This window comes from Citrobacter sp. Ca225 (assembly GCF_030337175.1).
Taxonomy (GTDB): domain Bacteria; phylum Pseudomonadota; class Gammaproteobacteria; order Enterobacterales; family Enterobacteriaceae; genus Citrobacter_A; species Citrobacter_A amalonaticus.
Genome location: NZ_JAOWCD010000065.1, coordinates 1 through 23,022 on the forward strand (window position 1 = coordinate 1; position 23,022 = coordinate 23,022).

Below are 23,022 nucleotides of genomic sequence, written 5' to 3' on the forward strand. Positions count from 1 at the left end.
GGAAGGTGCGAATAAGTCCGAGATGTGAGATCATCGTGTTGTAACCTGAACCCAGAATGAGTAACCGGATGAGCCAGCAACTGACTTTTGCCGACAGTGAGTTTTCCAGTAAACGCCGCCAGACCCGCAAAGAAGTTTTCCTTGGCAGAATGGATGACTTGCTTCCCTGGGACAAATTACTTGGCGTTATCGAGCCTGTGTATCCCAAGGCCGGTAATGGTCGCAGGCCCTATCCGCTGGAAACCATGCTGCGTATTCACTGCATGCAGCAATGGTACAACCTGAGCGATGAGGCCATGGAAGATGCCCTCTATGAAATCGCCTCCATGCGCCAATTTGCTCGCCTGTCACTGGATAAAGCCATTCCAGACCGCACTACCATCATGAATTTCCGGCATTTGCTGGAGCAGCATGAACTGGCCCGCAAAATCTTCAGTACCGTTAATCACTGGCTAGCAGAGTGTGGCGTTCTAATGACCCAGGGCACCTTGGTGGATGCCACCATCATTCAAGCCCCCAGCTCTACCAAAAACAAACACAACAGCCGTGATGAAGACATGCACCAGACCAAGAAAGGTAACCAGTGGTACTTCGGCATGAAAGCGCACATTGGCGTGGACGCCAAAAGTGGCCTGACCCACAGTCTGGTGACCACGGCGGCTAACGAGCACGACCTCAATCAGGTTGGCAAGTTACTGCATGGCGATGAAGAATTTATCTCAGCCGATGCTGGTTATCAGGGGGCCGAAAAGCGCGATGAGCTCAGCGATGTCAGCGCAGACTGGCTTATCGCCAAGCGTCCCGGCAAAGTGAATGCATTGAAGCAACACCCGCGCAAGAACAAGCTGGCCATCCGTTACGAATACCTGAAAGCGAGTATCCGAGCGAAGGTTGAGCATCCATTTCGGATAGTAAAATGTCAGTTTGGTTTCGTCAAAGCCAGGTACAAGGGGCTGGCTAAAAATGACAGTCAACTGGCGATGTTATTCACCCTGGCGAACCTGGTTCGAGTTGACCAATTGATACGGGCACAGGCGAGATCTACCTGAAATGAGGAAATTAGCCTGAAACAGGGCCAAAATCAGCCACGAAGAGACGATTTTGGGCTGAAAATTGGAAAATTGAGCCACAGGACGTCGATAAAGGACGGTTTGGGGCGTCATATCGGGAGCTGCGGACCACTTAATCGCAACTTCCCTAGCCGCTTCTGGAAAAATAAAACGCATGAATTTTCTCGCTCATCTGCATCTCGCTCATCTCGCTGACAGCTCTCTTTCCGGCAATTTGCTGGCCGATTTTGTGCGCGGCAACCCCGCAGAGGACTATTGCCCGGAGGTTGTCGACGGTATTTTTATGCATCGCCGCATCGATGTGCTAACCGATAACCTGCCCGAGGTAACGGAGGCCAAAACGTGGTTTCGCCCAGAAACGCGCCGTGTTGCGCCGATCACGCTCGACGTGATGTGGGATCATTTCCTGTCGCGCCACTGGTCACAGCTGTCCCCGGACATGCCTCTACCGGCGTTCGTGCGCTATGCCCATCAGCAGGTGTCGGTTATTCTGCCCGATTCGCCGCCGCGTTTTGTCAATCTGAACAACTATCTGTGGTCGGAAAAGTGGCTGGAGCGTTATCGCGATATGGATTTTATTCAGAATGTGTTGAACGGAATGGCGAGTCGCCGACCGCGTCTGGATGCGCTTCGCGATTCCTGGTATGACCTGGACAACCATTATGATGCCCTGGAAGCGCGCTTCTGGCGGTTTTATCCACGCATGATGGAACAAGCCAGGCAGAAAACGCTCTGATACCCGTAGTTCAGTCGACCGGATAAGGCAAAGCCCCCTCCCGGCGATTTGCCCGGTGGCGCTTTCGCTTACCGGATCCCCTGAGAATATTGATAGGTAAAAGCTCACTGAACGATTGCCAGTGCCTCTTTGTCTTATTCGCCTTCACCTTCTATACTGGCCCGCGTTGCGTTCCAAAAACCCTTAACTTTGCAGGAGAATAATATGGTACTGGTGACTCGTCAGGCTCCGGATTTCACAGCAGCTGCGGTACTCGGTAGCGGTGAGATTGTTGAGAACTTCAATTTCAAACAGCACACCAACGGCAAAACGACCGTTCTGTTCTTCTGGCCAATGGATTTCACCTTCGTTTGCCCGTCTGAACTGATCGCGTTCGACAAACGTTATGAAGAATTCCAGAAGCGCGGCGTTGAAGTGGTTGGCGTTTCTTTTGACTCTGAATTCGTCCACAACGCATGGCGTAACACCCCTGTCGACAAAGGCGGCATCGGTGCAGTGAAATACGCAATGGTTGCTGACGTTAAGCGTGAAATCCAGAAAGCCTATGGCATCGAACATCCGGAAGCGGGCGTTGCGCTGCGTGGTTCTTTCCTGATCGACGCAAATGGCGTGGTTCGCCACCAGGTGGTTAACGACCTGCCGCTGGGTCGTAACATCGACGAAATGCTGCGTATGGTTGACGCGCTGCAGTTCCACGAAGAGCACGGTGAAGTTTGCCCGGCACAGTGGGAAAAAGGCAAAGAAGGTATGAACGCCTCTCCGGACGGCGTTGCAAAATACCTGACCGAAAACGTCTCCAGCCTGTAATCGGCATGAATTAACGAAAAGGCTCGCCACGGCGAGTCTTTTTTGTTTCTGACCGCCTGGCCCTACCATCACGCAACACCTTTTTAACGCATCGCCATACAAATATTGATGTCATCAATGAGTAGGATCGCCCTCGAGCCTGATTTTTGCCAACTCGTTCAAACTTTGTGAAAAAAACGCCCCATTATTTGTGATAAAAATCGCATTTCTTCATTTTAAATTCAGACATTTGACTGCTTATCTTTCCTTTCCATTTCTTCCACGCCAAAAAGGTAAACTCTAACGCATTGATATAAAACAAAATAAAAAATAAAACGTTTGTCGACAAAATAACGCCAACATTCCCCTGATGTGATCGGCTTCAACATTTAAAAATCCATATGTGATCTGTCCCATAATTTTTGTTGCTATATTTGGCCATGATCATGTTCAGGAATATGAACGCATTAAGGATCGGATGATGGACATTATTTTTAACCCTGGACTGATTACGCTTAAGCAGAATATTTCCAGCCCCGAGCAGGCTATCGAACTGGCTGGCTCGTTACTGGTCCGACAAAATATTTGTCGCCCGGAATATGTCAGTGAAATGGTTAAGGTCTACCGGGATTTCGGCTCCGCTATTGTTATCGACTATGGCCTGGCGATGCCCCATGCCCGGCCAGAAAAAGGCGCATTGCTGACCGGATTTTCTTTAGTCACCAGTCAACAACCAATTGCCTTTGGCCATGAGGAATTTGATCCGGTTAACGTCATCATCGCCATTGCAGGCGCGGATGCCGATAGTCATATAAAAATGATCCAGCTGATCGCCTCATTGATTGAGTCCGATATCGTGACCTTTCTTCAGCAGGAAAATGACATTCATTCAGTATTACATTTCATCCAAAAACAAATGGAGTAGTCATTATGTTAGTTATCAGAACGGTTTGTGGTAACGGTATTGGCAGTTCATTAATGGCTGCGAATAATGTCAAAAAAATATGTGATGAATTAGGCATCAAAGCCGACGTTGCTTCCGTTGATTTCGCTAACGCTGTAGGAGAAAAAGCCGATCTTTATGTCACGATTAAAGAGCTGGCAAACCAGTTTCCTGCGCATTGTAACGTCGCCATTATTCGCAGCTACGTGCATAAAGCGAAAATTGCTGAAGATATTACCGAAGCACTTACCAAAATTGCTGCGACTCACTCTTAATCATTATTGAGGGAACGATCATGCAGGCTATTCTTAGTTTCTTATCAGAAATATTTAGCCAACCCGCATTCCTGATGGGGATTATCGCCTTTGTCGGCTTAGTGGCGCTACGCTCTCCTGGGAATAAATTGCTCACCGGTACCTTAAAACCTATTTTAGGGTATTTAATGTTAAGCGCAGGTGCTGGCGTTATCGTTGCCAACCTGAACCCGCTTGGTGGAATTATCGAAGCCGGATTTAATATTCGCGGCGTAATCCCTAACAACGAGGCCATTGTTTCCGTCGCACAGAAGGTGCTGGGTGTGGAAACCATGAGTATTTTGCTGTTAGGTTTTATTTTTAACCTCATTATTGCTCGCTGTACCAAGTACAAATATATCTTTCTGACCGGCCACCACTCGTTCTTTCTGGCGTGCCTGTTTTCGGCGGTTCTCCAGGCCGCGGAATTCCGCGGCTGGATGTTGGTTTTAATTGGCGGATTCTTGCTCGGCTCATGGTCGGCCATTTCTCCGGCAATCGGCCAGCGTTATACCAAACAGGTGACCGAAGACGGCGGTATCGCGATGGGACACTTTGGCTCCCTGGGCTATTACATCTCAGCCTGGATCGCCACCAAAACCGGTAACCCGGCAAACTCATTCGCCGATACTGAAATCTCAGAAAAGTGGGGTTTTCTGCGCGATACCACGGTCACAACCGGGATTGTGATGTTCATTATCTACTTTGTATGCAGCGCCGTCGCTGGCACTGAATATCTCCGTACGATAACGGATCAGAACATGTTGATCTTCTCTATTCTTACCGGTCTGCAGTTTGCGGTTGGCGTCGCCATCGTCTACAACGGCGTGCGGCTGATCCTCGGCGATCTGGTTCCGGCATTCCAGGGGATTAGCCAGAAGCTGATTCCTGACTCGATCCCTGCTGTTGACTGTGCGGTCTTCTTCACCTTCAGCCCAACGGCAGTCGTCGTAGGCTTTATCAGCTCATTTGTTGGCGGTCTGGTCGGTATGCTCATGTTGGGCGGACTGGGAATGGCGCTGATTATTCCGGGCATGGTACCGCACTTCTTCTGTGGCGGGACTTCCGGGGTATTCGCCGACAAGCTTGGCGGTAAACGCGGCTGCATCATCGCCTCCTTTATCGGCGGCATATTCCTTGCTTTCCTGCCAGCCATGCTGCTTCCGGCATTGGGGAACCTGGGCTTTGAAAACAGCACCTTCGCTGACTTTGATTTCGCAGTGTGGGGAATTATTATCGGTAACGCCTTCACCCAGTTTGGTCAGATCACTATCTACCTGATTTGTCTGGCGCTTATCGTCGCGCTGCTGGTGCCATTCTGCTTCCGTTCGGTTCGCGTAGTCGGTGACACGCTCAGCTATGAGGAGCTCACTGCGGATAAGAAAAATGAATAAGCCGTTTCATTTTTCCCTGCGGGAAGGGATGTCTTCCCGCAGCTGACAAAATAATCAGGAGTTGTTATGGCTATCTTGTCCATCGGGTTTTCATGTTTTGATCAGTTTTTCTTTTTGAACGAATGGCCGCAGGAAAATACCAAAAATTTCTGCCATGACTTTATTGAAAGTGGCGGCGGCCCGGCAGCAAATGCGGCGTGGTTACTGGGATTATGGGGCGAAGATGTTTATTACATTGGCCATCTGAACCAGGACCTTTACGGTCAGCGTATTATTGATGAGTTTGCCCAGGCGGGCGTCGATACCAGTCAGGTCGTGTTCTCTGATGAAATGATCACACCGCTGGCATCGGTGCTGGTAAACCGCTTAACGGGGTCGCGGACGATAATTACCCGTAAAATGCAAACGCCACCTTCGCTGACTTATGACCAGAAGCTCAAGCTTGATGATTTGGCTGAACGGTTGATTGCGTCAGACGAGCCCGTAACGCTATTAATTGATGGTCATGAAGCCGAAATCAGTGAATATTTAATTAAGAAATTGCCATCGGCACGGGTGGTCATGGACGGCGGTTCATTACGTGACAGTAATATTAAACTAGCGGCCTGGACCGATTATTTTGTGGTCAGCGAGCATTTTGCCCGTGACTATATGGGATATCGTGCCCTGAGTACCGAAGCGGAAATTAAAGCAGCGCTAATTGAGTTAAATAAAATTTGCCGTGGGGAAGCCTTTATTACCCTCGGGGAAAAAGGCTGCGCGCTATTAAAAAATGGTATGCTGCAAATTGTGCCTGCCTGGCTGTGCAATGCCGTTGATACCACTGGCGCAGGAGATGTATTCCACGGTGCCTTTACTTACGGCGTTCATTATTCATGGCATATTGATAATATCATTTTATTTGCCAGCCTGACTGCCGCCATTTCCATAGAGAAAAAAGGCGTCCGCGAATCTATGCCGGACCTTGCCGTTGTCCACAACTCGTTAAATAGCTACGAAAGAAACTTAAAGCAATATTTTGGCGAGTAATTGCTTTTAATGAATATCAAGAGGTGATTATGTTAGTTTCTATGAAGGACATGCTTCAGCATGCCCTACGGGACGGTTATGCCGTAGGACAATTCAATATTAATAATCTGGAATGGGTCGGTGCGGTATTAAGCACTGGACAACAGCTACGCTCTCCGGTTATTTTAGGCGTTTCCGGCGGTACGGTTAAACATATGCTGGGATTAAAATGTATTCATGACATCGTGGTGAATGCGATGGATTATTTAAACATTGATATTCCGGTCGCACTGCACCTGGATCATGGGACCACTCGTGAAGCCTGCGAAGCGGCTATTGACGCCGGATTCAGTTCTATTATGTTTGATGGTTCGCACCTGCCGTTTAACGAGAACCTGGCCATTACCCGTCATCTGGTTGAACTGGCCCACAGCAAAGGCATTTCGGTTGAGGCTGAGCTGGGCACCATCGCCGGCAGTGAAGATGGTATTGTCAATTCCGAGGTTATCTACGCCGACCCACAGGAGTGCTATACCCTGGTCAAAGAAACCCAGGTCGATTGCCTGGCGGCAGCGCTGGGTTCAACCCATGGACTGTATAAAGGCAAAGCTAAACTAGGGTTTACGGAGATGAAAACCATTTCCGAGTTGGTGAAAGTCCCCTTGGTATTGCACGGCGGCACCGGTATTGCAGACGATGACATGCGTAAAGCCATTGCCTGCGGGACGGCAAAAATTAACGTCAATACCGAAAACATGTACGCCTGGTGCCAGGAAGTGAAAGCGATATTTGCTGCCGATACCGGTCACGACGTCAATGACCCGCGGAAAGTGATCAATCAGGGGCTAAAACCGGTACGCGAGATGATTGCGCGGCGCATCGAACTGTTTGGCTCGCAAAACCGCTATTAGAAACGTTTGGCCTCATCGTGTGACGCCATCTCAGGGAAAACCCGCCGCCGGTCAACGCCGGGGCGGGCGATATCGTGCTGACGGCGAGCCTTTTTATCGCTTACTGCGTCCCATCTTTTTTGACTTCCCGCCAGATACGCCAGGCCATTAGCGCCAGAATGGCAACACCCAGTATCAGCGCCACCCACACCAGCACCGTTTTCCACTGGCTTTGTTGCTCGGCAGCCGATGTTGCCGTCAGTCGCGCCTCGCCGCCGAGGGCGACCTCATTCTGCGGCGTGGCCCGTGGCAGAGAGTCCAGCTCCTGCGTTTTACGCAGCGACGCCGGGATCAGTAAATCAAGGCCAATATCCGCTTTTTGCGCCGCCCGGTTGCCCCAGGCCATCATGTAAGGCCCTTTTCCCTGAGTATTAAACACCAGTTGATAGCTGTCGCGCGCGCCGCTCAGCGCAGGCAGTCTCTCCGGCAAGCGAGCGTTAATGGTCGTCATCCGAACGGCGTCAACCAGCCCACCGGAAAGACGAATATCCTCCGAACGCTTGCCGTTCAGGCGATAAAGCACGGTTTTCGTCAGTGGCTGCCAGGGCGCTTTTTCAGCGCTACGCCAAGCCAGCTCTACCGGTAAAACGCCTTCATCATCCAGAACGATGCTGAGCGAAGTCAGAGGCTGCGGCTGTGTCCAGCGCCAGATCGCTTCGTCATTGGACACCTTTTCCTCTTGCGCGCCGATCTCGATTCGTGCGGATTCCGGCGCGCTGTTTTCGGCAATGGCGGTGACGCTGTTTAACGTCAGCGCCGGGCTTTGCGAATCGAGGATCACCAGCAGATAACGATTCCCATCGGCAGAAAGTCTCAGACTGGCGCTGATGGTATCCATTTTCAGCCGATCGTTATCACGCGTCAGCGCCAGCAGCGGCGCCTCTTCCTGTACGGACCGCCAGTAGCGTAAATCACGACTGGCATAGACCGACGCTTTCCCCTGCCAGTTGCCCGTCGGGGTCTCCCAGTTCAGACGCAGTTGCTCCAGGAAAAAGTCGTCTTTCATCTCCTCCGGCAGCATCAGTAAATAGCTCTGTCCAACCGTTTTAACGTCATCACTTTCCAGATGAATTTCAATGCCGGTCTTCGAGCGTAAGACAAAAGATTCCCCGCTACGTCTCCCCTCCTCACGCGGCGGGACGGGCGACATATCCAGTGGGAAGAGTCTCAGCGTGACCGTTTGCGGTGTAACGGGTTGGGTTTTCTGCGCCACCAGCGTAAACGGCACCGTCTCCCCCGCATGATTAAAAACGCGGACGTCGCGCAAATCTGGCCAGGCGGTCCCCAGGTACACCGCCTGCGGGAGCGACACGCGATACCACGGCGATGTGCCGAGCGTTTCCAGCATAACGCCCGTCGCGTAATCCCTCGGTGACTCCTTCACGTCATCACTGCCGATGGCGGTGCCTGCCACGCCCAGTAGCACACTACATAATACCGCTTTCATCCATTTCATTTTTCTTCTCCAGCTTTGGGCGGTAACGGTGAAAAATACCCGACAATGAGCACCAGTATAGCCACACCGATAAACGCAACCGCACGCGCCAAGCCGCCGCCACGCGCGCTGTCCACCAACATCAGTTTCACAATCACAATCCCTAACAATGCCGCCCCGCACAGCCATTCCCGGCGTGAACGATAGCGAGTCGCGCGCAGCATCACCACCAGCGCCACCAGCATCCAGAACAGCGCAAAACAGGTCTGAATCAGCCGCGAATGCCACAGCGCTTCCATGTTCCACGCCACGTCGCTATACCAGGCCAACGCGCGCAACAGCATACCGTTCAGCCACCAGAAGCCAAGTGCGACCAGGGCAACCACTGGCCACGGACGACATACCGACACCTGCACCGGGAAAAAGCGCAGGCAGGCGCGATAAAACACGATCAATCCCAGTAATGCAAAAGCCGCCCCTTCTTCCAGCGGATTGAGCAGCGGTAGCCAGGTCTGACGGTAGACTACGCCGTCCTGCAAATTGGTCAGCACTAACAGCCCGACCAATGCCGCCGCGACGGGAATCAGCGCCTGACAGGCATACAGCGCGGGCCAGACCCGGAACGGCCAGAACTGACGACGAACGGCCATTGCGACGAGGAAAATCAGCGCACCGCCTGCCGCCATTGCCACACCGCTGCCCCAGGCCGCCATGCCCCACGGCAGGTCGCGGGCAAACCAGAACAGTTCCGCCGCCAGCGCCAACAGAATCATCCAGAAGAATGAGAGATGCGCCAGCCTGGAAAGACGCGGCGGCAACGCCTCAGCATCACGCCAGAGCAACGCCACCGCCGCCGGCAATGCCAGACACCAGGCCAGATTCTGCCAGCCTGCGGCAAAAATCTGCTGCTGAGAAATCTGAAACAGCAGCGCCACCAGCATCATCGGCCATAGCAACCATTTGCAGGCATCCAGCGCCTGCCACGTCAGGCGTGCGGCGGCAAATCGCCAGCCCCAGACCGACACGGCCATCAGCGCCAGCACGCCCGCCATCACCTGCGAATCGGAGGTCAACTGCCACTGCGCCGCGCCCGCGAGCGCCACAATCCAGAATATCACCCCGCCCGCCAGCAGTCCCATGCTGCCGCGCAGATGAATCTTGCGCCACAGCCACGCCCCTGCCAGCCAGCAAACGCTAAGGACGGCAAAGATCAGCATCAGCGAAAGCGCAGTGGTGCCGTTCGCCTGCGCCCACAGCGCGCTGCCGAACGCCAGCACCAGCAGTGCGGTACCGCTGTAACTCATGCGTCGCTGCTGCTGTTGTACTCCCAGCCACAGGATCCCCACCCCTTCCAGCGCCCAGGCCATGGCCGTCCACTGCGCCGACAGCGCCAGCGGTATCGCAAGAGTGGTAAACGCGCCGCCCAGCGCCAGTGCCGCCAGCACCAGCGGTCGGCCCAACGACGGGTAGCGACGTAATGCCAGCCAGGCCAGCACCAGATAGAAACCACCGTAGCCCAACGCGCTGAGCGCCGGACCATATTCCCAGTGGCGGATAATGGCGTACTGCATGCCAAAACCGATCAGCGGCGGCGCAAACAACAAAACGCCATCAATAATCTGCTTGCCCTTCGTCTGCGCTCGCAGCGACAGCGCCACGCTCAGCACGCCAAAAAGCAGAATGTTGGCTATCAGGAACAATTGGCAGTTCAGGTAATACGCTGGCTGATAGTCATCCAGCCCCCAGAGGCCGCCAACGCCAAAGGTAAAAAGCAGCCCGAGCAGATTAAGCTCGCGCCAGTGTTGCCAGGCGCTGATCGCCAGAATGCCGACAGAAAGCAGCAAATAGAAAGAGAACAGCGCGACATAGTTACCGCTTCCCGTCGAAAGCAGCAGTGGGGCAAGATAGCCACCGAGGCTTGCCAGCATCGCCAGACTGAGCGCTTTTTGCAGAATCGCCAGTCCTACGCTTGCTGCGCAGATAACCACCAGCAGCACAAAGGCCAGCGTCATCGGCAGCATTTGCCAGAGGCGAAACGCGCCAAAGACGGTGAGATAGAGCGCACCTGTCGCCCCACCCTGCAAAATGAGAGCATAGATCGGCTGTTTATGCCGCAGACGCCAGCCTATCGCCAGCAGGACAATCGCAAACAGCGCCGCCGCAACCAGACGCAGCTCAAGCGGGAACAGGGAGTGCTCGACCGTATAGCGCAACAGGAAAGAGAGACCGAGGAAGAGAAGCAGGATCCCCAGCTTAGCCAGCGGATTGCCCTGCATAAACCAGCGCACCAGCGATGACATCACGCCGCCAAAAGCGGAGGGTTGCGCGGCGGCAACAGGGACGTCTCTTTCGACGATTTTCTCGGCGCTTGCCGTGTTCTGCGGCGTATACGAGCGCCAGGGGTTGACGTGAGCCGGTTTGGGTTCAGGTTCAGGTTCTGGCGCCGCCACCGGAATCGGGTCTGGGTCGCGCTCCATAACCGTCTCCGCAGGCTGAACCGGTGCCGCTGCCGCTGGTGTTATCGCAGGGGCAACAACGCCACGTTGTTCAAGCTCCTCTACCCGACGGCGTAAGCGGGCAAGCTCATCACGCGTTGTTGAACTTCGGCTGATGGCGACAATCGCCAGAACAGGCACCACGACCAGTGCGAAGAACAAAATGATGCAGCCGAGGATTAAAAGGTCGTCCATGTATTCACCTTCACTGTACGGGATCAACTAAGATTGACACAAATTGTTGCATTCGCGCTATCTCTGAAGGTGAAAATGCCGGATATGCCGTTAACAACACATCCGGCTGGCGCGTTAAAATGCGAAGCACGAACAGCCGAGCGCGCCCCAGAAGGCCCGATCGTCAGACACCGGGATCCCCGACTGGCGGGCAATATCATGCTGATGACCGTGTACGCCGCAGCTCCCGCAGCACTGGTGCATCTGCACCACGGCGCCTGCTTTCGCGGCGGCTGGCGGCGCCGCGCGATAGTGCCCCGGCACTTTCACCACCGGAGACCAGTCCGGGACGACCGGGATCGCTGGCGGCGCGAGCGGAGTAAACGGTCCGGCGGCATACACCACTTTGCCATCGACAATCGTCATCACCGACTCAATACCTTTGATCTCCTCTTCCGTGACGCTGAAGTAGTCTTTTGACAGCACCACCAGATCGGCCAGTTGATCTTTGACAATGCGCCCTTTTTTGCCTTGCTCGCTGGAAAACCACGCGCTCCCTGCCGTCCACAGTTCCAGCGCCACGTCGCGCGGTAAACGGTTGTTGTCGTCATACATCGCCGTACCGCCGACCGTGCGCCCGGAAACCAGCCAGTACAGCGCCGTCCATGGGTTATAGCTGGCGACGCGGGTGGCATCCGTTCCGAGCCCCACCGGCACCTCGGCGGCCAGCATTTTCGCCACTGGCGGCGTCTGTTTCACCGCTTCTTTCCCGTAGCGGTCGATAAAGTATTCGCCCTGGAAGGCCATACGATGCTGTACCGCAATGCCGCCGCCCAGCGCTTTCACGCGATCGATATTGCGCTCGCTGATGGTCTCGGCGTGGTCGAAGAACCAGTGCAGGCCATTGAACGGAATATCACGGTTCACTTTCTCGAACACATCCAGCATCCGGCTGATCGATTCATCGTAAGTGGCATGCAGACGGAACGGCCAGCGGTGCTCCACCAGGTGGCGCACCACGCGCTCCAGTTCATCCTCCATGCCTTGCGGTAAATCCGGGCGCGGTTGCAGGAAGTCTTCGAAATCCGCTGCGGAGAAGACCAGCATCTCCCCGGCTCCGTTCGCACGGTAGAAATCGGTCCCCTGGCCCGGCTTGAGCATATCGGTCCAGCGCTCAAAGTCTTCCAGTTCCTGCTTCGGTCGCTGCGTAAACAGGTTATAGGCAATGCGCACCGTCATCTGATTGTTGGCATGCAGTTGCTCGATGATCTCGTAATCTTCCGGGTAGTTCTGAAAACCGCCGCCAGCGTCGATGGCGCTGGTCAGTCCGAGACGGTTCAGTTCACGCATAAACTGGCGGGTGGAGTTCACCTGCATCTCCAGCGGCAGTTTTGGCCCTTTCGCCAACGTCGAGTAAAGGATCATGGCGTTAGGTTTGGCGATAAGCATCCCGGTAGGGTTACCGTTACCATCACGGACGATCTCGCCGCCTGCCGGATCGGGTGTCGCTTTGGTGTATCCCACGGCTTTCAGCGCCGCGCGGTTTAACAGTGCACGATCGTACAGATGCAGCACGAAAACGGGAGTATCCGGCGCGGCGTCGTTAAGCTCTTCCAGCGTCGGCATCCGGCGTTCGGCAAACTGAAATTCACTCCAGCCGCCCACCACGCGAACCCACTGTGGCGAAGGCGTTCGGTCGGCCTGTTCTTTCAGCATACGCAGCGCATCGGCCAGCGAGGGTACTCCTTCCCAGCGCAGTTCCAGATTGTAATTCAGCCCACCGCGGATCAGATGCAGGTGGGAATCATTAAGCCCCGGAATCACAGTGTGACCTTTCAGATCAACCACCTGTGTACCGTCTGCGGCAAAACGCATCACCTGGTCGTGCGTTCCCGTGGCGAGAATTTTTCCGTCCTTGATCGCCACGGCTTCCGCCTGCGGGCTATGGCTGTCGAGGGTATGTATTTTTCCGTGGGTCAGAATCAATGAGGCAGTTTGAGACATAACGTTCTCCTGATAAGCCGATCAGGCTTTTTTTAGCCAGCCGGCAAACAGACGGGTTACGATGGGCATCCGCAACCAGACCACCAGCGCAACCACACAGGCATCGTTAATCAGATGCAGTAACAGCGTTCCCTTCAGCGACGGCAATAGCATGCCGGTCAGCCACGGCACCAGATTAGTGCTGGGAAAAATAACCAGCAAAGTGATCAGGAACTGCTTCCAGCGCAGCGGTTGACGGACGTGTGGCGCGGGGGGCGTAAACCAGAATGCCGCTTCGGTGTGGATCTCGGTTTTATCGCCTTCCGCCAACAGCGGAGCGATCTCTTCGACCAGGAGCCGTCGCGTATCTGATTGCGTCCAGTTATAGAGATGCTCGAGCGTGTCGAAACGAATGATGATGCTCCACAGATTGTGCCCGTCCGTCGGGCGAATGACGTTCGCGCCAAGGTGTCCGGGAAATTCCGCCGCAACCGGCATAATTTTCCCCAGCCATTGTTCATATCGCGCCGCCTGATTGGGCTGCAAAGTATGCGTAATCACCAGCGTCACAGGTTTATTCTGCGCCATGTCGGGTTCCTTGCTGAAGGTTAATGGCGGGTTACCCCGCCATCAGACTGCTGACAAAGAAGGAAAAAGGTGGTTTTCCCTTCTTTGTGGTTATCAGCCGAGAATCAATGAATTGATTTTCCTGGTTTTTAATTCAGAATCAGGCCTTACGTTCCGGTGCGCCATGCACCATCGTGTAGGCATAATCCACGCCCATGCCATAAGCGCCGCTGTGTTCACGAACCAGATCCATCACCGCGTCATAGGTCTCTTTGCGCGACCAGTCACGCTGGTACTCCAGCAGAACCTGCTGCCAGGTCACCGGTACGGCACCGGCCTGCACCATGCGATCGATCGCGCGCTCATGCGCATCAACAGAGGTACCGCCGGAGGTATCCGTCACCACATACACTTCGTAACCGGCTTCCAGCGCCATCAGTGCCGGGAAGGTCAGGCACACTTCAGTCCATAGCGCAGAGATAATCAGCTTTTTACGCCCGGTCGCCGCCACGGCTTTCACAAAGGCCGCGTCTTCCCAGGAGTTCATGGAAGTACGTTCGATAGGTTTCACATCCGGATGCACCGCCAGTAACTCAGGCCAGATGTAACCACTAAAACTTTTTGTTTCGACTGAAGTATAAATGACCGGCACATTAAATATTTTGCCTGCTTTCGCCAGTGCGACGGTATTATTTTTCAGCGTCTGGCGATCAATATTCGCAACCCCAAATGCCATTTGCGGCTGATGGTCAATAAAAATGAGCGTCGAGTTAGAAGGATTAATCAGTTCCCGAATAGACATAATATACTTCCTTAATCAATGAGTTAGAAATTGACGTCTGGTATCCGCCGTCAGCCATCAAATCCTGAATCAGAAAGCCTGTTTAGTATAGTTGGAAATTTCTAACGACTTATTAAAGAAAACTTACCAGCGTATGAAATAAGCCTTTTCCGGCGATATAGTCTGGCACCTTCAAAAAAATGCGGATCTTCCGTCTAATTTATTCACTGGTTTTGTTTATCGCTATTCGGTACAACAGTGAGGTTTACTTTCAGGGATATATTTAGCCTATGCGCATTAATCTGGACGTTCTGCTTATCCTGGACGCTATCGACAAATACGGTACTTTTGCCGCCGCTGCCGAATCGTTGTTTAAGACGCCCGCGGCGCTCAGCTATATGATTCAGAAGCTGGAAAAAGACCTGAACATCGAGCTGCTTGACCGCTCCGGGCATCGGGCCAAATTCACCGACACCGGACTGATGATGCTGGAAAAGGGGCGTTTGCTGCTCAGTGCGGCAAAAGATCTGGAAAAGCAGGCGCTGCAACTGAGCTCCGGTTGGGAAAAAGAGCTGGTCATTGCGCTGGATGTTTCCTTCCCCTTTGAGGTGGTGTTACCTCTCATCGACGCCTTCCACGCGCTGAACAAACAAACGCTGCTTAAATTTTCGTATCACACGCTGGCAGGGTCATGGGAAGAGCTCACGCATAATGGCGCGGATATCATTCTTGGCGCGATTAACGAACCACCGACCTCTGCCGCGTGGTCCTACAAAATGTTAGGGACTCTGGATAATGTTTTTGTGGTGGCGCCCAATCATCCGCTGGCCGCACTCTCTGACAGACTGACGAATGAACAACTCTGCCTGCACCGCGCCATTGTCATCAGCGACAGCGCGCGTTTTTGCCATCCGCTGCAAACCAACCTGATGGAAGAACAGCCGCAAATCCATGTTGACGATTTTCACAGTAAAGTGGCGCTGCTGCGCGCCGGGATGGGCTGCGGTTTTCTCCCGAGGCATATCGCCAGCCCGTGGCTTGCCACGGGCGAACTGGTCGAAAAAAGCGTCATCTCTTTTCGCGAAAAAGATGTCGCCTATATGGCATGGCGCGATGGTAGCCACGGGCTGGCGCAGCAGTGGTGGCGGGAAACGCTGCTTGCCAGCCGCGACATCGCGCAGTTGTATCAGTGATTCAGCCAGAGGGTGGCGGAAATCGTCGGCAGCGACAGGACGTCCTCAACCAGCTGCCCTTTTCCTTCTTTACAATGCCATTCTGTTACGTTCAGCAGCGGTGACGCCGGGAGCACCACCTCACACGCCTCTCCGCGGTTAATGGCTACCAGCACGCGCTGCTGCTGGTAGACGCGCAAAAATACCACTACGTTGTCTTCCGCATAAACCACCTGGCACCCACCGTAGCGTAACGCCGGGATACTATGCCTCAGTTTCGCCATCCGCTGGTACAGGGCAAGCAATGTGACATCCTGTTTTTCCGCCTGCCAGGGAAACGTCTTGCGGCAGAACGGATCGTTATCGCCATCCAGTCCCACCTCATCGCCATAATAGATACAGGGCACGCCGGGCCAGCTAAACAGCCAGACTACCGCCAGCGGCAGGCGGGCGACATCGTTGCCCAGTAGCGACTTGAAACGGGCGGTATCATGACTGTCGAGCTGGTTGAACATCCTCAGTTGCTGCTGATGAGAGAGCCCGGCGCGATAGTTTTCCATCCACGCCATGCAGGTCTGCGCGTCAATCTGCTGAGGATCGTAAGAGATATCGGTATTGGCAAGAAACCCCCACAGCGGAAAGGTGAAGCCACGATAGTTCATCGCAGCATCTTCTGCATCCGCCTGCAGCCACTGTCGCGCGTCACCAAAGTGTTCGCCAAAGACGTAGGCTTCTGGCTGCGTTTCCTTCGCCGCCTGAACGATCCCGGCGACATGCTTAAGGTTGTTACGCGCACCGCCCGCTTCACCCAGCATATGCACGACATCGAGCCGCCAGCCGTCCATGTTCCACGGCGCTTTCAGCCAGTGACGAACGATGCTGTCTTCGCCGCGATATATTTCGTTGACCAGACTTTCGGACTGATAATCCAGCTTCGGCAGACTGGAATATCCCAGCCAGTCCAGCGCAACGCCGTCTGGCGAAAAGCTGTACCAGTCACGCCAGGGCGATTCTGGGTTATGGCACGCGCCGCCGGAGCCGCGCTGATAACGATCGAACCATGTATGAGAGTCGCCGCTGTGGTTAAACACGCCGTCCAGCACCAGCCGCATTCCCTGCTGCTGCGTTTTCTGGCGCAGATGCATTAACGCCTGATCGCCGCCAAACTGCGGATCAACATGGCGATAATCTTCGGTGTCGTACTTATGCACGCTCGGCGCAGTAAACACAGGGTTCAGGTACAGCGCGGTGACGCCCAGTTTTTTCAGGTACGGCAGCTTTTCGCTGATACCGTCGAGGTCGCCGCCATAAAACGTGGAGCCGCCAGCCTGCGCAGTCACCGGTTCATCCCAGTCACGTAGCACAATCTCCTGCCCGGCGGCGTGATGGTAATAAACCTTATCCTGCTCTGCGTCGCGTGACGAACTGCGGGCAAAACGGTCAGGAAAGATTTGGTAGAAAACCTGATCGGCCACCCACTGCGGCCCGCTGTCCGGTGCATCTACGGCAAATTGCTCCAGACGAGCAGGCGGAAAACGGCTGAACCCAAGCGGTGTAAACCACAACTGGCGATCGATCCAGAGCAGTTTGAAGCTGTAGCGCCGACGCGGCTGCCCGCTGCGAAGATCAATCGCCGCACGCCAGGCAGTCACGCCCGGGAACGGCTGCGTGCGTAATTTATGCATCGCCAGCGCAATTTCTTCGTTGTCATTCTCCGCACGCAGCGTGACGCGCTGCGGCAGGTTCTCCCCCGTCAGCCAGAGCGTAATGGCCAGTTGGTCTTTGTTTTGCTTAACAAATGGGGCAACCGGTAGGTGCCAGGCGTTCAACATCACGTATCCCCTTTGATGAAAATGAGCACACCTTGCCATAGCGATTTACAGGATAACTCATCATATGAAGGTTTATTGGGGGAGGAGTTCGGGGGAGGAGAAATGACCGGATGGCATTCACGCCACCCGGTACAATCTTACTGCGCTTGCGCCATCTGGCGATCGTGGCGACGCTTGAACATCCAGCCAATCATCAGCAGAACAATCCAGCCACAGCCCACGTACAGCGAGATGCGGGTGTCGGGATGATAACCAATCAGTCCGATGATAAAGACGAGGAAAATCAGGCCTACAATGGTTGTTGCCACGCCGCCCGGCACTTTAAACTTCAGCGCTTTCACCTCTTCCGGCGGCAGACGACGACGGAACGCGATTTGCGACAGCAGGATCATAATCCACACCCAGACCGTCGCGAAGGTCGCCAGCGACGCAATCACCAGGAAAACATTCTCCGGCATGATGTAGTTCAGATACACCGCAAACAGCAGAGCGATAGTCATCACCATCACCGTGACCCACGGGATCCCCCGACGCGAGGTTTTGGCGAACACTTTTGGCGCACTGCCCTGCTCCGCCATCCCGTGCAGCATACGACCGACGCCAAAGACGTCAGAGTTGATCGCCGACAGTGACGCCGTCAGCACCACAAAGTTAAGAATGCTGGCGGCAAAGGTAATACCGAGATGCTGGAAGGTCAGCACAAACGGGCTGCCATCGGTTCCCACCTGGTTCCACGGGTAGATAGACATAATGACAAACAGCGTCCCCACGTAGAACACCAGAATACGCATCGGCACCGAGTTAATCGCGCGCGGAATGGATTTCTCCGGGTCTTTCGCTTCGCCGGCAGTGATACCAATAATTTCAATACCGCCGTAGGCAAACATCACCATCTGCAACGACATCACCATCCCCAGCCAGCCGTTGCTGAAGAAGCCGCCGTTGCTCCACAGGTTATGGATCCCGGTCGGTTGTCCACCGTTGCCAATCCCCCAGATGATGATACCGAAACCAGCCACGATCATGATGATGATGGTGGCGACTTTAAAGAAGGAGAACCAGAATTCCAGTTCACCAAACACTTTCACGCTCATCAGGTTGATGGCACAGATGATCAGCACCACGCTGAGCACCCAGATCCAGTGCGGCACCGTCGGAAACCAGACGCCCATATAAATGCCGAACGCGGTCACGTCGGCAATGGCGACAATCAGGATTTCAAAACAGTAGGTCCAGCCGGTAATGTAACCGGCGAGCGGGCCGAGGTTTTCCTGCGCATAGCGCGAAAAGGAGCTGGCAGAAGGGTTGTGTACCGACATTTCACCCAACGCACGCATAATGATATAGGCCGCCACCCCGCCAATAATGTAGGCCAGCAGCACGCTTGGCCCGGCCATTTTAATGGCATCCGCAGAGCCATAAAACAGCCCGGTGCCAATGGCTGAGCCCAGGGCCATAAAGCGAATGTGTCGGGTGCTTAGCCCACGCTTCAGCTTGTTATTACTTTCCATCGATTCCTAACCCATCAACACAATAAAAAACCACGGGGCCAGTAATAGCCCCGTGGTTAAAACACTTTTCCGCAATCTTAGTGTGCGCTGGAGGTCACCTGTCGACCTGCTGCGCGATCCCAGACAACCGCCAGGACCACCATCACGACAGTGGGCATTAACCACGCCAGACCTTGTTCCGCCAGCGGTAAGCGCTGGGTCCAGGCTGGTAACACGTCGCCGATTGCCGATGCTTTAATACCATCAAGGATACCAAAAATCAGGCTGATAAACATTGCCGGAGCAATGACGCGGGTCGAATTATGCCACCATGAGCGGGTAAAACTTAATACAACCAGTGCGATACACGGCGGGTAGATCGCCGTCAGCACCGGAATAGAGATCTGAATCAGATGGCTGAGCCCCAGGTTGGACACCACCATTGAGAAGCCGCCAAGAATAAACACCAGTGTGCGGTAGGAGAGCGGCACATACTGGGCGAAGAATTCGGCACAAGCGCAGGTCAGGCCGACCGCCGTTACCAGACAGGCGATAAAGATCAGTGCCGCCAGCAGCAGGCTGCCCGCACCGCCAAAGGTGTGCTGAACATAGGCATGCAGGATCGCCGCGCCGTTCGCCGACTGATCGACCAGCGTAGCGCTGTCAGATCCGAGACGGAACAGCGCCAGGTACAGCAGCGTTAATCCGACGCCCGCCATCAGGCCAGCCCAGACGGTGTAACGGGTCAGCAGACGCGCTTCGGTTACGCCGCGAGAACGCGCGGCGTTAACAATAACGATACCAAAGACCATCGCGCCCAGCGTGTCCATCGTCAGGTAGCCATTAACGAAACCATTGGAGAACGCGGCGGTCTGGTACGCTTCCATCGCATGGCTGATCGGGCCGGCAGGCCAGATGATGGCCGCAACGGAGAGCACAATCAGCGCCAGAATCTTCAGCGGCGCCAGGAAGTTACCCACGGTATCCAGCAGTTTGCCCGGATAGAGCGAGACCAGAATGACAATGGAAAAATAGACCACGCTGTAGATAAGCAGCGGCATGGCCGAATCGCCGGTCAGCGGGGCGATCCCCACTTCAAAAGAGACCGTCGCGGTGCGCGGCGTGGCGAATAACGGTCCGACGGCCAGATAGCAGACAGTCGCCAACAAAACGCCAGCGACTTTACCGATAGGGGTACTCAGACTATCAACACCACCACCGACTTTCGCCAGCGCGATAACGGTCAACACCGGTAGCCCAACAGCGGTGATCAGAAAACCGAATGCCGCCATCCAGACGTTTTCGCCTGCCTGCAAACCAACCATTGGAGGAAAGATGATGTTCCCTGCGCCGACGAACAGCGCAAAAGTCATAAAGCCCAGCGCAATAATATCGCGCGATTTTAACTGATGGGTCATAAAGCTTACGGCCTGTGGATGTGGTGTTGATTAAATTAACGTAGTGTCTTTCCCAGCGGGAAGAAACAGCGGTTTTTTTAAGCTATTCCAGAGGGATATCTCCCATAACCTGGAAAGCAGAGAATAGTTTTTCGATTTACCGCCTGAATACAGTCAGTCTGACAGCATCTGGGGCGCAATTTAAACGCTTATAACGTTTTAAAGCAAGGAGGGATCCAAAAACCGGAAGATTATAGTGATATCAAATCTCATACCAGTGTAAAACACCATACTACAGAAAAAGTCATGGCTTATCATGCGAACAAAAAACAACCAGACGTTGATAAATTCAGCAGACTTATCTTAGCCGCAAAGAAAATAAGCCAGCATTGGCTGGCTTATGGAAAGAAAACCTTACGATTGCACTTTAAGCACTTTTTTTGGCAATTAATCGTTCCGGCAGCACAAAACTAAAGCGCGTCCCTTTACCCAGTTGACTGTCGATCATCAGGCGACTTTCATGATGATTCACCGCGTGTTTGACGATAGCCAGCCCCAGTCCACTGCCGCCCGTTTGCCGCGAACGCGCTTTATCAACGCGATAAAATCGCTCCGTTAACCGCGGGATATGTTCCGGCGCAATGCCCGGTCCGTTATCCTCCACGCTAAACTCCGCGCCGTGCGGTACCGTCTGCCAGCGGACGGTGATATGGGTTCCCGCTGGCGTATGGTTCACCGCGTTATACACCAGGTTGGACATCGCGCTACGCAGTTGTTCTTCATTCCCCAGCACTTTCAGCTGGTTATCCACCTCAAAGCTAAAAGTGTGCTTCTGCTGACTGAGCGTCTGCGCCTCGCGTTCGACCATGCGCAATATCATCGGCACATCGACCTGTTCATTGAGCAAAAGCGTCGGTGCGGCTTCAATTTTCGACAGCGTGAGCAACTGTTTTACCAGTCCTTCCATGCGCGAGGTCTGGTCGCGCATCGTTAACAGCGCTTTTTCGCGCGTTGCCCCTTCCAGCGTCTGCTCGTGCATCATTTCAAGATAGCCCTGCAACACCGTAAGCGGGGTACGCAGCTCGTGGCTCACATTGGCGAAGAAATTACGTCTTGCACCTTCGAGCTGGTGCATCTGGGTCATGTCGCGCGCCACCATCAGCAGTTGCTTATCGGTATACGGCATAACGCGAATTTCCAGATGTCGCCCAGTATTAAGCACCAGATTCAGCGGCCGACTGAAGTCCCGCTGCTTGAGGTACTGCGTAAACTCCGGGTAGCGTAGCAGGTTAAGGATGTTCTGTCCGCTATCGTCCGGCCAGCGTAAGCCCAGCACCTGTTGCGCCAGACCGTTACACCAGAAGATCCCCCCCTCTTCGGTGGTCAATACCACCGCATCGGGCAGCGACTCCGCCCCGCTGCGAAAGCGTTTAATCAGATTGCCCAGCTCGCGACGACGCTTTTTATTGCGCAGTTGCATCTGATGCAAACCGTACAGCAGCGGTTCCCAACTGCCTCGTCCCGGCGGCGGCGTCATGCTTCTGTCGACCCACAGCCACCATGAGAGACGTAATAAATTCCAGAAATGCCAGATAAGCAGTCCTGTTACCGATGCCAGTAAAAACCACGGCAGGTAACCAAAAAATGCACTTAGGATGAAGGCCGGGATACAGCAAAGTATCAGCTCCAGCACCAACCTTTTCCATGACAGCCGTTCCAGCACGGGTCACTCTCCCTTCAGAGCCAGGCTCTTGTTCTTGCCTTTCAGAAACGGGTCGAAAAACGATACCCTGTCCCGCGAACCGTCTGCACCATCCGATCGTGGCCGCTGGCTTCCAGCGCCTTACGCAGACGGCGAATATGCACATCAACCGTGCGATCCTCAACGTAGACATTGGTGCCCCAGACGTGATTCAGCAGTTGTTCACGGCTGTAAACCCGCTCGGGATGCGTCATAAAGAAATGCAGGAGTTTAAATTCTGTCGGCCCCATGTCGAGTGGGTTGTCGCCGGTCATCACGCGGTGCGATGTGGGATCCAGGCTTAACCCCTGCATCTCGATGACCTCTTCCACCGCCATCGGCGAGATCCTACGCATCACCGCTTTGATACGGGCAACCAGCTCTTTCGGCGAGAACGGTTTGGTAATGTAATCATCCGCGCCAGTTTCCAGGCCGCGTACGCGATCCTCTTCTTCCCCTCTGGCGGTCAACATCATGACCGGAATATCCCGGGTCATCGCTTCACGCTTGAGGTGTTTAATAAACTGTAGACCAGAACCGCCGGGCAACATCCAGTCAAGGAGGATCAAATCCGGCCAGGGTTCATTAAGCTGGTTCACCGCACTGTCATAATCTTCAGCTTCAACGGGTTGAAAGCCATTTTGCTCAAGCACGAAACAGACCATTTCGCGAATTGGAGCTTCATCTTCTACGACCAGAATACGTCTCGCCATGATTTGCCCTGTTATATAAGTTGCTTATCATCATCTGTCTTAATGCGGCGCCATTATGCGTC

General features: G+C 54.1%; 19 protein-coding genes. 9 read left to right on the forward strand and 10 right to left on the reverse strand.

Translation table 11 applies throughout. The features are described 5' to 3' along the window. The first annotated feature begins 68 nt into the window (after positions 1-68). The 8 genes from OGW13_RS09340 to fba all read left to right on the forward strand — a co-directional run bounded on the left by OGW13_RS09340 (position 69) and on the right by fba (position 7,141). Positions 69-1,049 (forward strand): IS5-like element ISEc68 family transposase, encoded by a 981-nt coding sequence (locus tag OGW13_RS09340; RefSeq protein ID WP_000082736.1) that lies wholly within the window; start codon positions 69-71, stop codon positions 1,047-1,049. A 175-nt stretch (positions 1,050-1,224) separates the two neighbouring features. Continuing rightward, complete coding sequence (gene acpH, locus OGW13_RS09345) at positions 1,225-1,806, forward strand: ACP phosphodiesterase (RefSeq protein ID WP_043001607.1); 582 nt, start codon at positions 1,225-1,227, stop codon at positions 1,804-1,806. 204 nt (positions 1,807-2,010) lie between these two features. Continuing rightward, positions 2,011-2,613, forward strand: a complete 603-nt coding sequence (locus tag OGW13_RS09350) for a peroxiredoxin (protein WP_043001608.1) — start codon at positions 2,011-2,013, stop codon at positions 2,611-2,613. Between the two features lie 460 nt (positions 2,614-3,073). Further along, positions 3,074-3,517, forward strand: a complete 444-nt coding sequence (locus tag OGW13_RS09355; RefSeq protein ID WP_044268241.1) for a PTS sugar transporter subunit IIA — start codon at positions 3,074-3,076, stop codon at positions 3,515-3,517. Between the two features lie 5 nt (positions 3,518-3,522). Further along, on the forward strand, positions 3,523-3,810 hold the full coding sequence (locus tag OGW13_RS09360) for a PTS sugar transporter subunit IIB (protein ID WP_004099415.1): 288 nt from the start codon (positions 3,523-3,525) through the stop codon (positions 3,808-3,810). Positions 3,811-3,830: 20 nt separating this feature from the next. After that, positions 3,831-5,222, forward strand: coding sequence for a PTS ascorbate transporter subunit IIC (ulaA, locus tag OGW13_RS09365; RefSeq protein ID WP_044258993.1), 1,392 nt, complete (start codon positions 3,831-3,833; stop codon positions 5,220-5,222). 66 nt (positions 5,223-5,288) lie between these two features. Continuing rightward, the gene (locus tag OGW13_RS09370; RefSeq protein WP_043001610.1) at positions 5,289-6,251 is read left to right on the forward strand and encodes a carbohydrate kinase family protein; all 963 of its coding nucleotides are present in this window, start codon (positions 5,289-5,291) and stop codon (positions 6,249-6,251) included. A 29-nt stretch (positions 6,252-6,280) separates the two neighbouring features. Beyond that, complete coding sequence (gene fba, locus OGW13_RS09375; RefSeq protein WP_043001611.1) at positions 6,281-7,141, forward strand: class II fructose-1,6-bisphosphate aldolase; 861 nt, start codon at positions 6,281-6,283, stop codon at positions 7,139-7,141. A 100-nt stretch (positions 7,142-7,241) separates the two neighbouring features. Here fba and OGW13_RS09380 read toward each other — a convergent pair whose 3' ends face one another. From OGW13_RS09380 to OGW13_RS09400, 5 genes are all read right to left on the reverse strand, one after another. Next, entirely contained in the window at positions 7,242-8,636 is a 1,395-nt protein-coding gene (locus OGW13_RS09380) for a DUF3999 domain-containing protein (protein WP_287115990.1), read from the reverse strand. Then, on the reverse strand, positions 8,633-11,305 hold the full coding sequence (locus OGW13_RS09385) for a DUF2339 domain-containing protein (RefSeq protein WP_287115992.1): 2,673 nt from the start codon (positions 11,303-11,305) through the stop codon (positions 8,633-8,635). The genes OGW13_RS09380 and OGW13_RS09385 overlap by 4 nt, the downstream gene beginning before the upstream one ends. Before the next feature lie 114 nt (positions 11,306-11,419). Continuing rightward, positions 11,420-13,288, reverse strand: a complete 1,869-nt coding sequence (locus tag OGW13_RS09390) for an amidohydrolase (protein WP_043001614.1) — start codon at positions 13,286-13,288, stop codon at positions 11,420-11,422. 21 nt (positions 13,289-13,309) lie between these two features. After that, a complete protein-coding gene (locus OGW13_RS09395; RefSeq protein WP_287115994.1) occupies positions 13,310-13,855 on the reverse strand; it encodes an antibiotic biosynthesis monooxygenase in 546 nt (181 codons plus the stop codon). Between the two features lie 139 nt (positions 13,856-13,994). After that, positions 13,995-14,636, reverse strand: a complete 642-nt coding sequence (locus OGW13_RS09400) for a hydrolase (RefSeq protein WP_043001616.1) — start codon at positions 14,634-14,636, stop codon at positions 13,995-13,997. A 269-nt stretch (positions 14,637-14,905) separates the two neighbouring features. Here OGW13_RS09400 and OGW13_RS09405 point away from each other — a divergent pair, with 269 nt between their 5' ends. Beyond that, positions 14,906-15,808 carry a LysR family transcriptional regulator gene (locus OGW13_RS09405; protein ID WP_044259007.1) on the forward strand — a complete coding sequence of 301 codons (903 nt, stop codon included), beginning with the start codon at positions 14,906-14,908 and terminating at the stop codon, positions 15,806-15,808. On the opposite strand, the gene malZ is transcribed toward OGW13_RS09405, so the two are convergent. From malZ to phoB, 5 genes are all read right to left on the reverse strand, one after another. Further along, a complete protein-coding gene (gene malZ, locus OGW13_RS09410) occupies positions 15,802-17,619 on the reverse strand; it encodes a maltodextrin glucosidase (protein WP_054176070.1) in 1,818 nt (605 codons plus the stop codon). The genes OGW13_RS09405 and malZ overlap by 7 nt on opposite strands. A 137-nt stretch (positions 17,620-17,756) precedes the next feature. Further along, entirely contained in the window at positions 17,757-19,130 is a 1,374-nt protein-coding gene (gene proY / locus OGW13_RS09415) for a proline-specific permease ProY (RefSeq protein ID WP_090048874.1), read from the reverse strand. 77 nt (positions 19,131-19,207) lie between these two features. After that, complete coding sequence (brnQ, locus tag OGW13_RS09420; RefSeq protein ID WP_044259012.1) at positions 19,208-20,527, reverse strand: branched-chain amino acid transporter carrier protein BrnQ; 1,320 nt, start codon at positions 20,525-20,527, stop codon at positions 19,208-19,210. Between the two features lie 406 nt (positions 20,528-20,933). Then, entirely contained in the window at positions 20,934-22,229 is a 1,296-nt protein-coding gene (gene phoR / locus OGW13_RS09425) for a phosphate regulon sensor histidine kinase PhoR (protein ID WP_043001621.1), read from the reverse strand. Positions 22,230-22,270: 41 nt separating this feature from the next. After that, complete coding sequence (gene phoB, locus OGW13_RS09430) at positions 22,271-22,960, reverse strand: phosphate response regulator transcription factor PhoB (RefSeq protein WP_043001622.1); 690 nt, start codon at positions 22,958-22,960, stop codon at positions 22,271-22,273. Positions 22,961-23,022: the final 62 nt, after the last annotated feature.

Excerpts from the sequence above, each read along its gene's own strand:
- OGW13_RS09340 (WP_000082736.1), top strand. The coding sequence starts at position 69 with ATGAGCCAGCAACTGACTTTTGCCGACAGTGAGTTTTCCAGTAAACGC.
- acpH (WP_043001607.1), top strand. The coding sequence starts at position 1,225 with ATGAATTTTCTCGCTCATCTGCATCTCGCTCATCTCGCTGACAGCTCT.
- OGW13_RS09350 (WP_043001608.1), top strand. The coding sequence starts at position 2,011 with ATGGTACTGGTGACTCGTCAGGCTCCGGATTTCACAGCAGCTGCGGTA.
- OGW13_RS09355 (WP_044268241.1), top strand. The coding sequence starts at position 3,074 with ATGGACATTATTTTTAACCCTGGACTGATTACGCTTAAGCAGAATATT.
- OGW13_RS09360 (WP_004099415.1), top strand. The coding sequence starts at position 3,523 with ATGTTAGTTATCAGAACGGTTTGTGGTAACGGTATTGGCAGTTCATTA.
- ulaA (WP_044258993.1), top strand. The coding sequence starts at position 3,831 with ATGCAGGCTATTCTTAGTTTCTTATCAGAAATATTTAGCCAACCCGCA.
- OGW13_RS09370 (WP_043001610.1), top strand. The coding sequence starts at position 5,289 with ATGGCTATCTTGTCCATCGGGTTTTCATGTTTTGATCAGTTTTTCTTT.
- fba (WP_043001611.1), top strand. The coding sequence starts at position 6,281 with ATGTTAGTTTCTATGAAGGACATGCTTCAGCATGCCCTACGGGACGGT.
- OGW13_RS09380 (WP_287115990.1), bottom strand. The coding sequence starts at position 8,636 with ATGAAATGGATGAAAGCGGTATTATGTAGTGTGCTACTGGGCGTGGCA.
- OGW13_RS09385 (WP_287115992.1), bottom strand. The coding sequence starts at position 11,305 with ATGGACGACCTTTTAATCCTCGGCTGCATCATTTTGTTCTTCGCACTG.
- OGW13_RS09390 (WP_043001614.1), bottom strand. The coding sequence starts at position 13,288 with ATGTCTCAAACTGCCTCATTGATTCTGACCCACGGAAAAATACATACC.
- OGW13_RS09395 (WP_287115994.1), bottom strand. The coding sequence starts at position 13,855 with ATGGCGCAGAATAAACCTGTGACGCTGGTGATTACGCATACTTTGCAG.
- OGW13_RS09400 (WP_043001616.1), bottom strand. The coding sequence starts at position 14,636 with ATGTCTATTCGGGAACTGATTAATCCTTCTAACTCGACGCTCATTTTT.
- OGW13_RS09405 (WP_044259007.1), top strand. The coding sequence starts at position 14,906 with ATGCGCATTAATCTGGACGTTCTGCTTATCCTGGACGCTATCGACAAA.
- malZ (WP_054176070.1), bottom strand. The coding sequence starts at position 17,619 with ATGTTGAACGCCTGGCACCTACCGGTTGCCCCATTTGTTAAGCAAAAC.
- proY (WP_090048874.1), bottom strand. The coding sequence starts at position 19,130 with ATGGAAAGTAATAACAAGCTGAAGCGTGGGCTAAGCACCCGACACATT.
- brnQ (WP_044259012.1), bottom strand. The coding sequence starts at position 20,527 with ATGACCCATCAGTTAAAATCGCGCGATATTATTGCGCTGGGCTTTATG.
- phoB (WP_043001622.1), bottom strand. The coding sequence starts at position 22,960 with ATGGCGAGACGTATTCTGGTCGTAGAAGATGAAGCTCCAATTCGCGAA.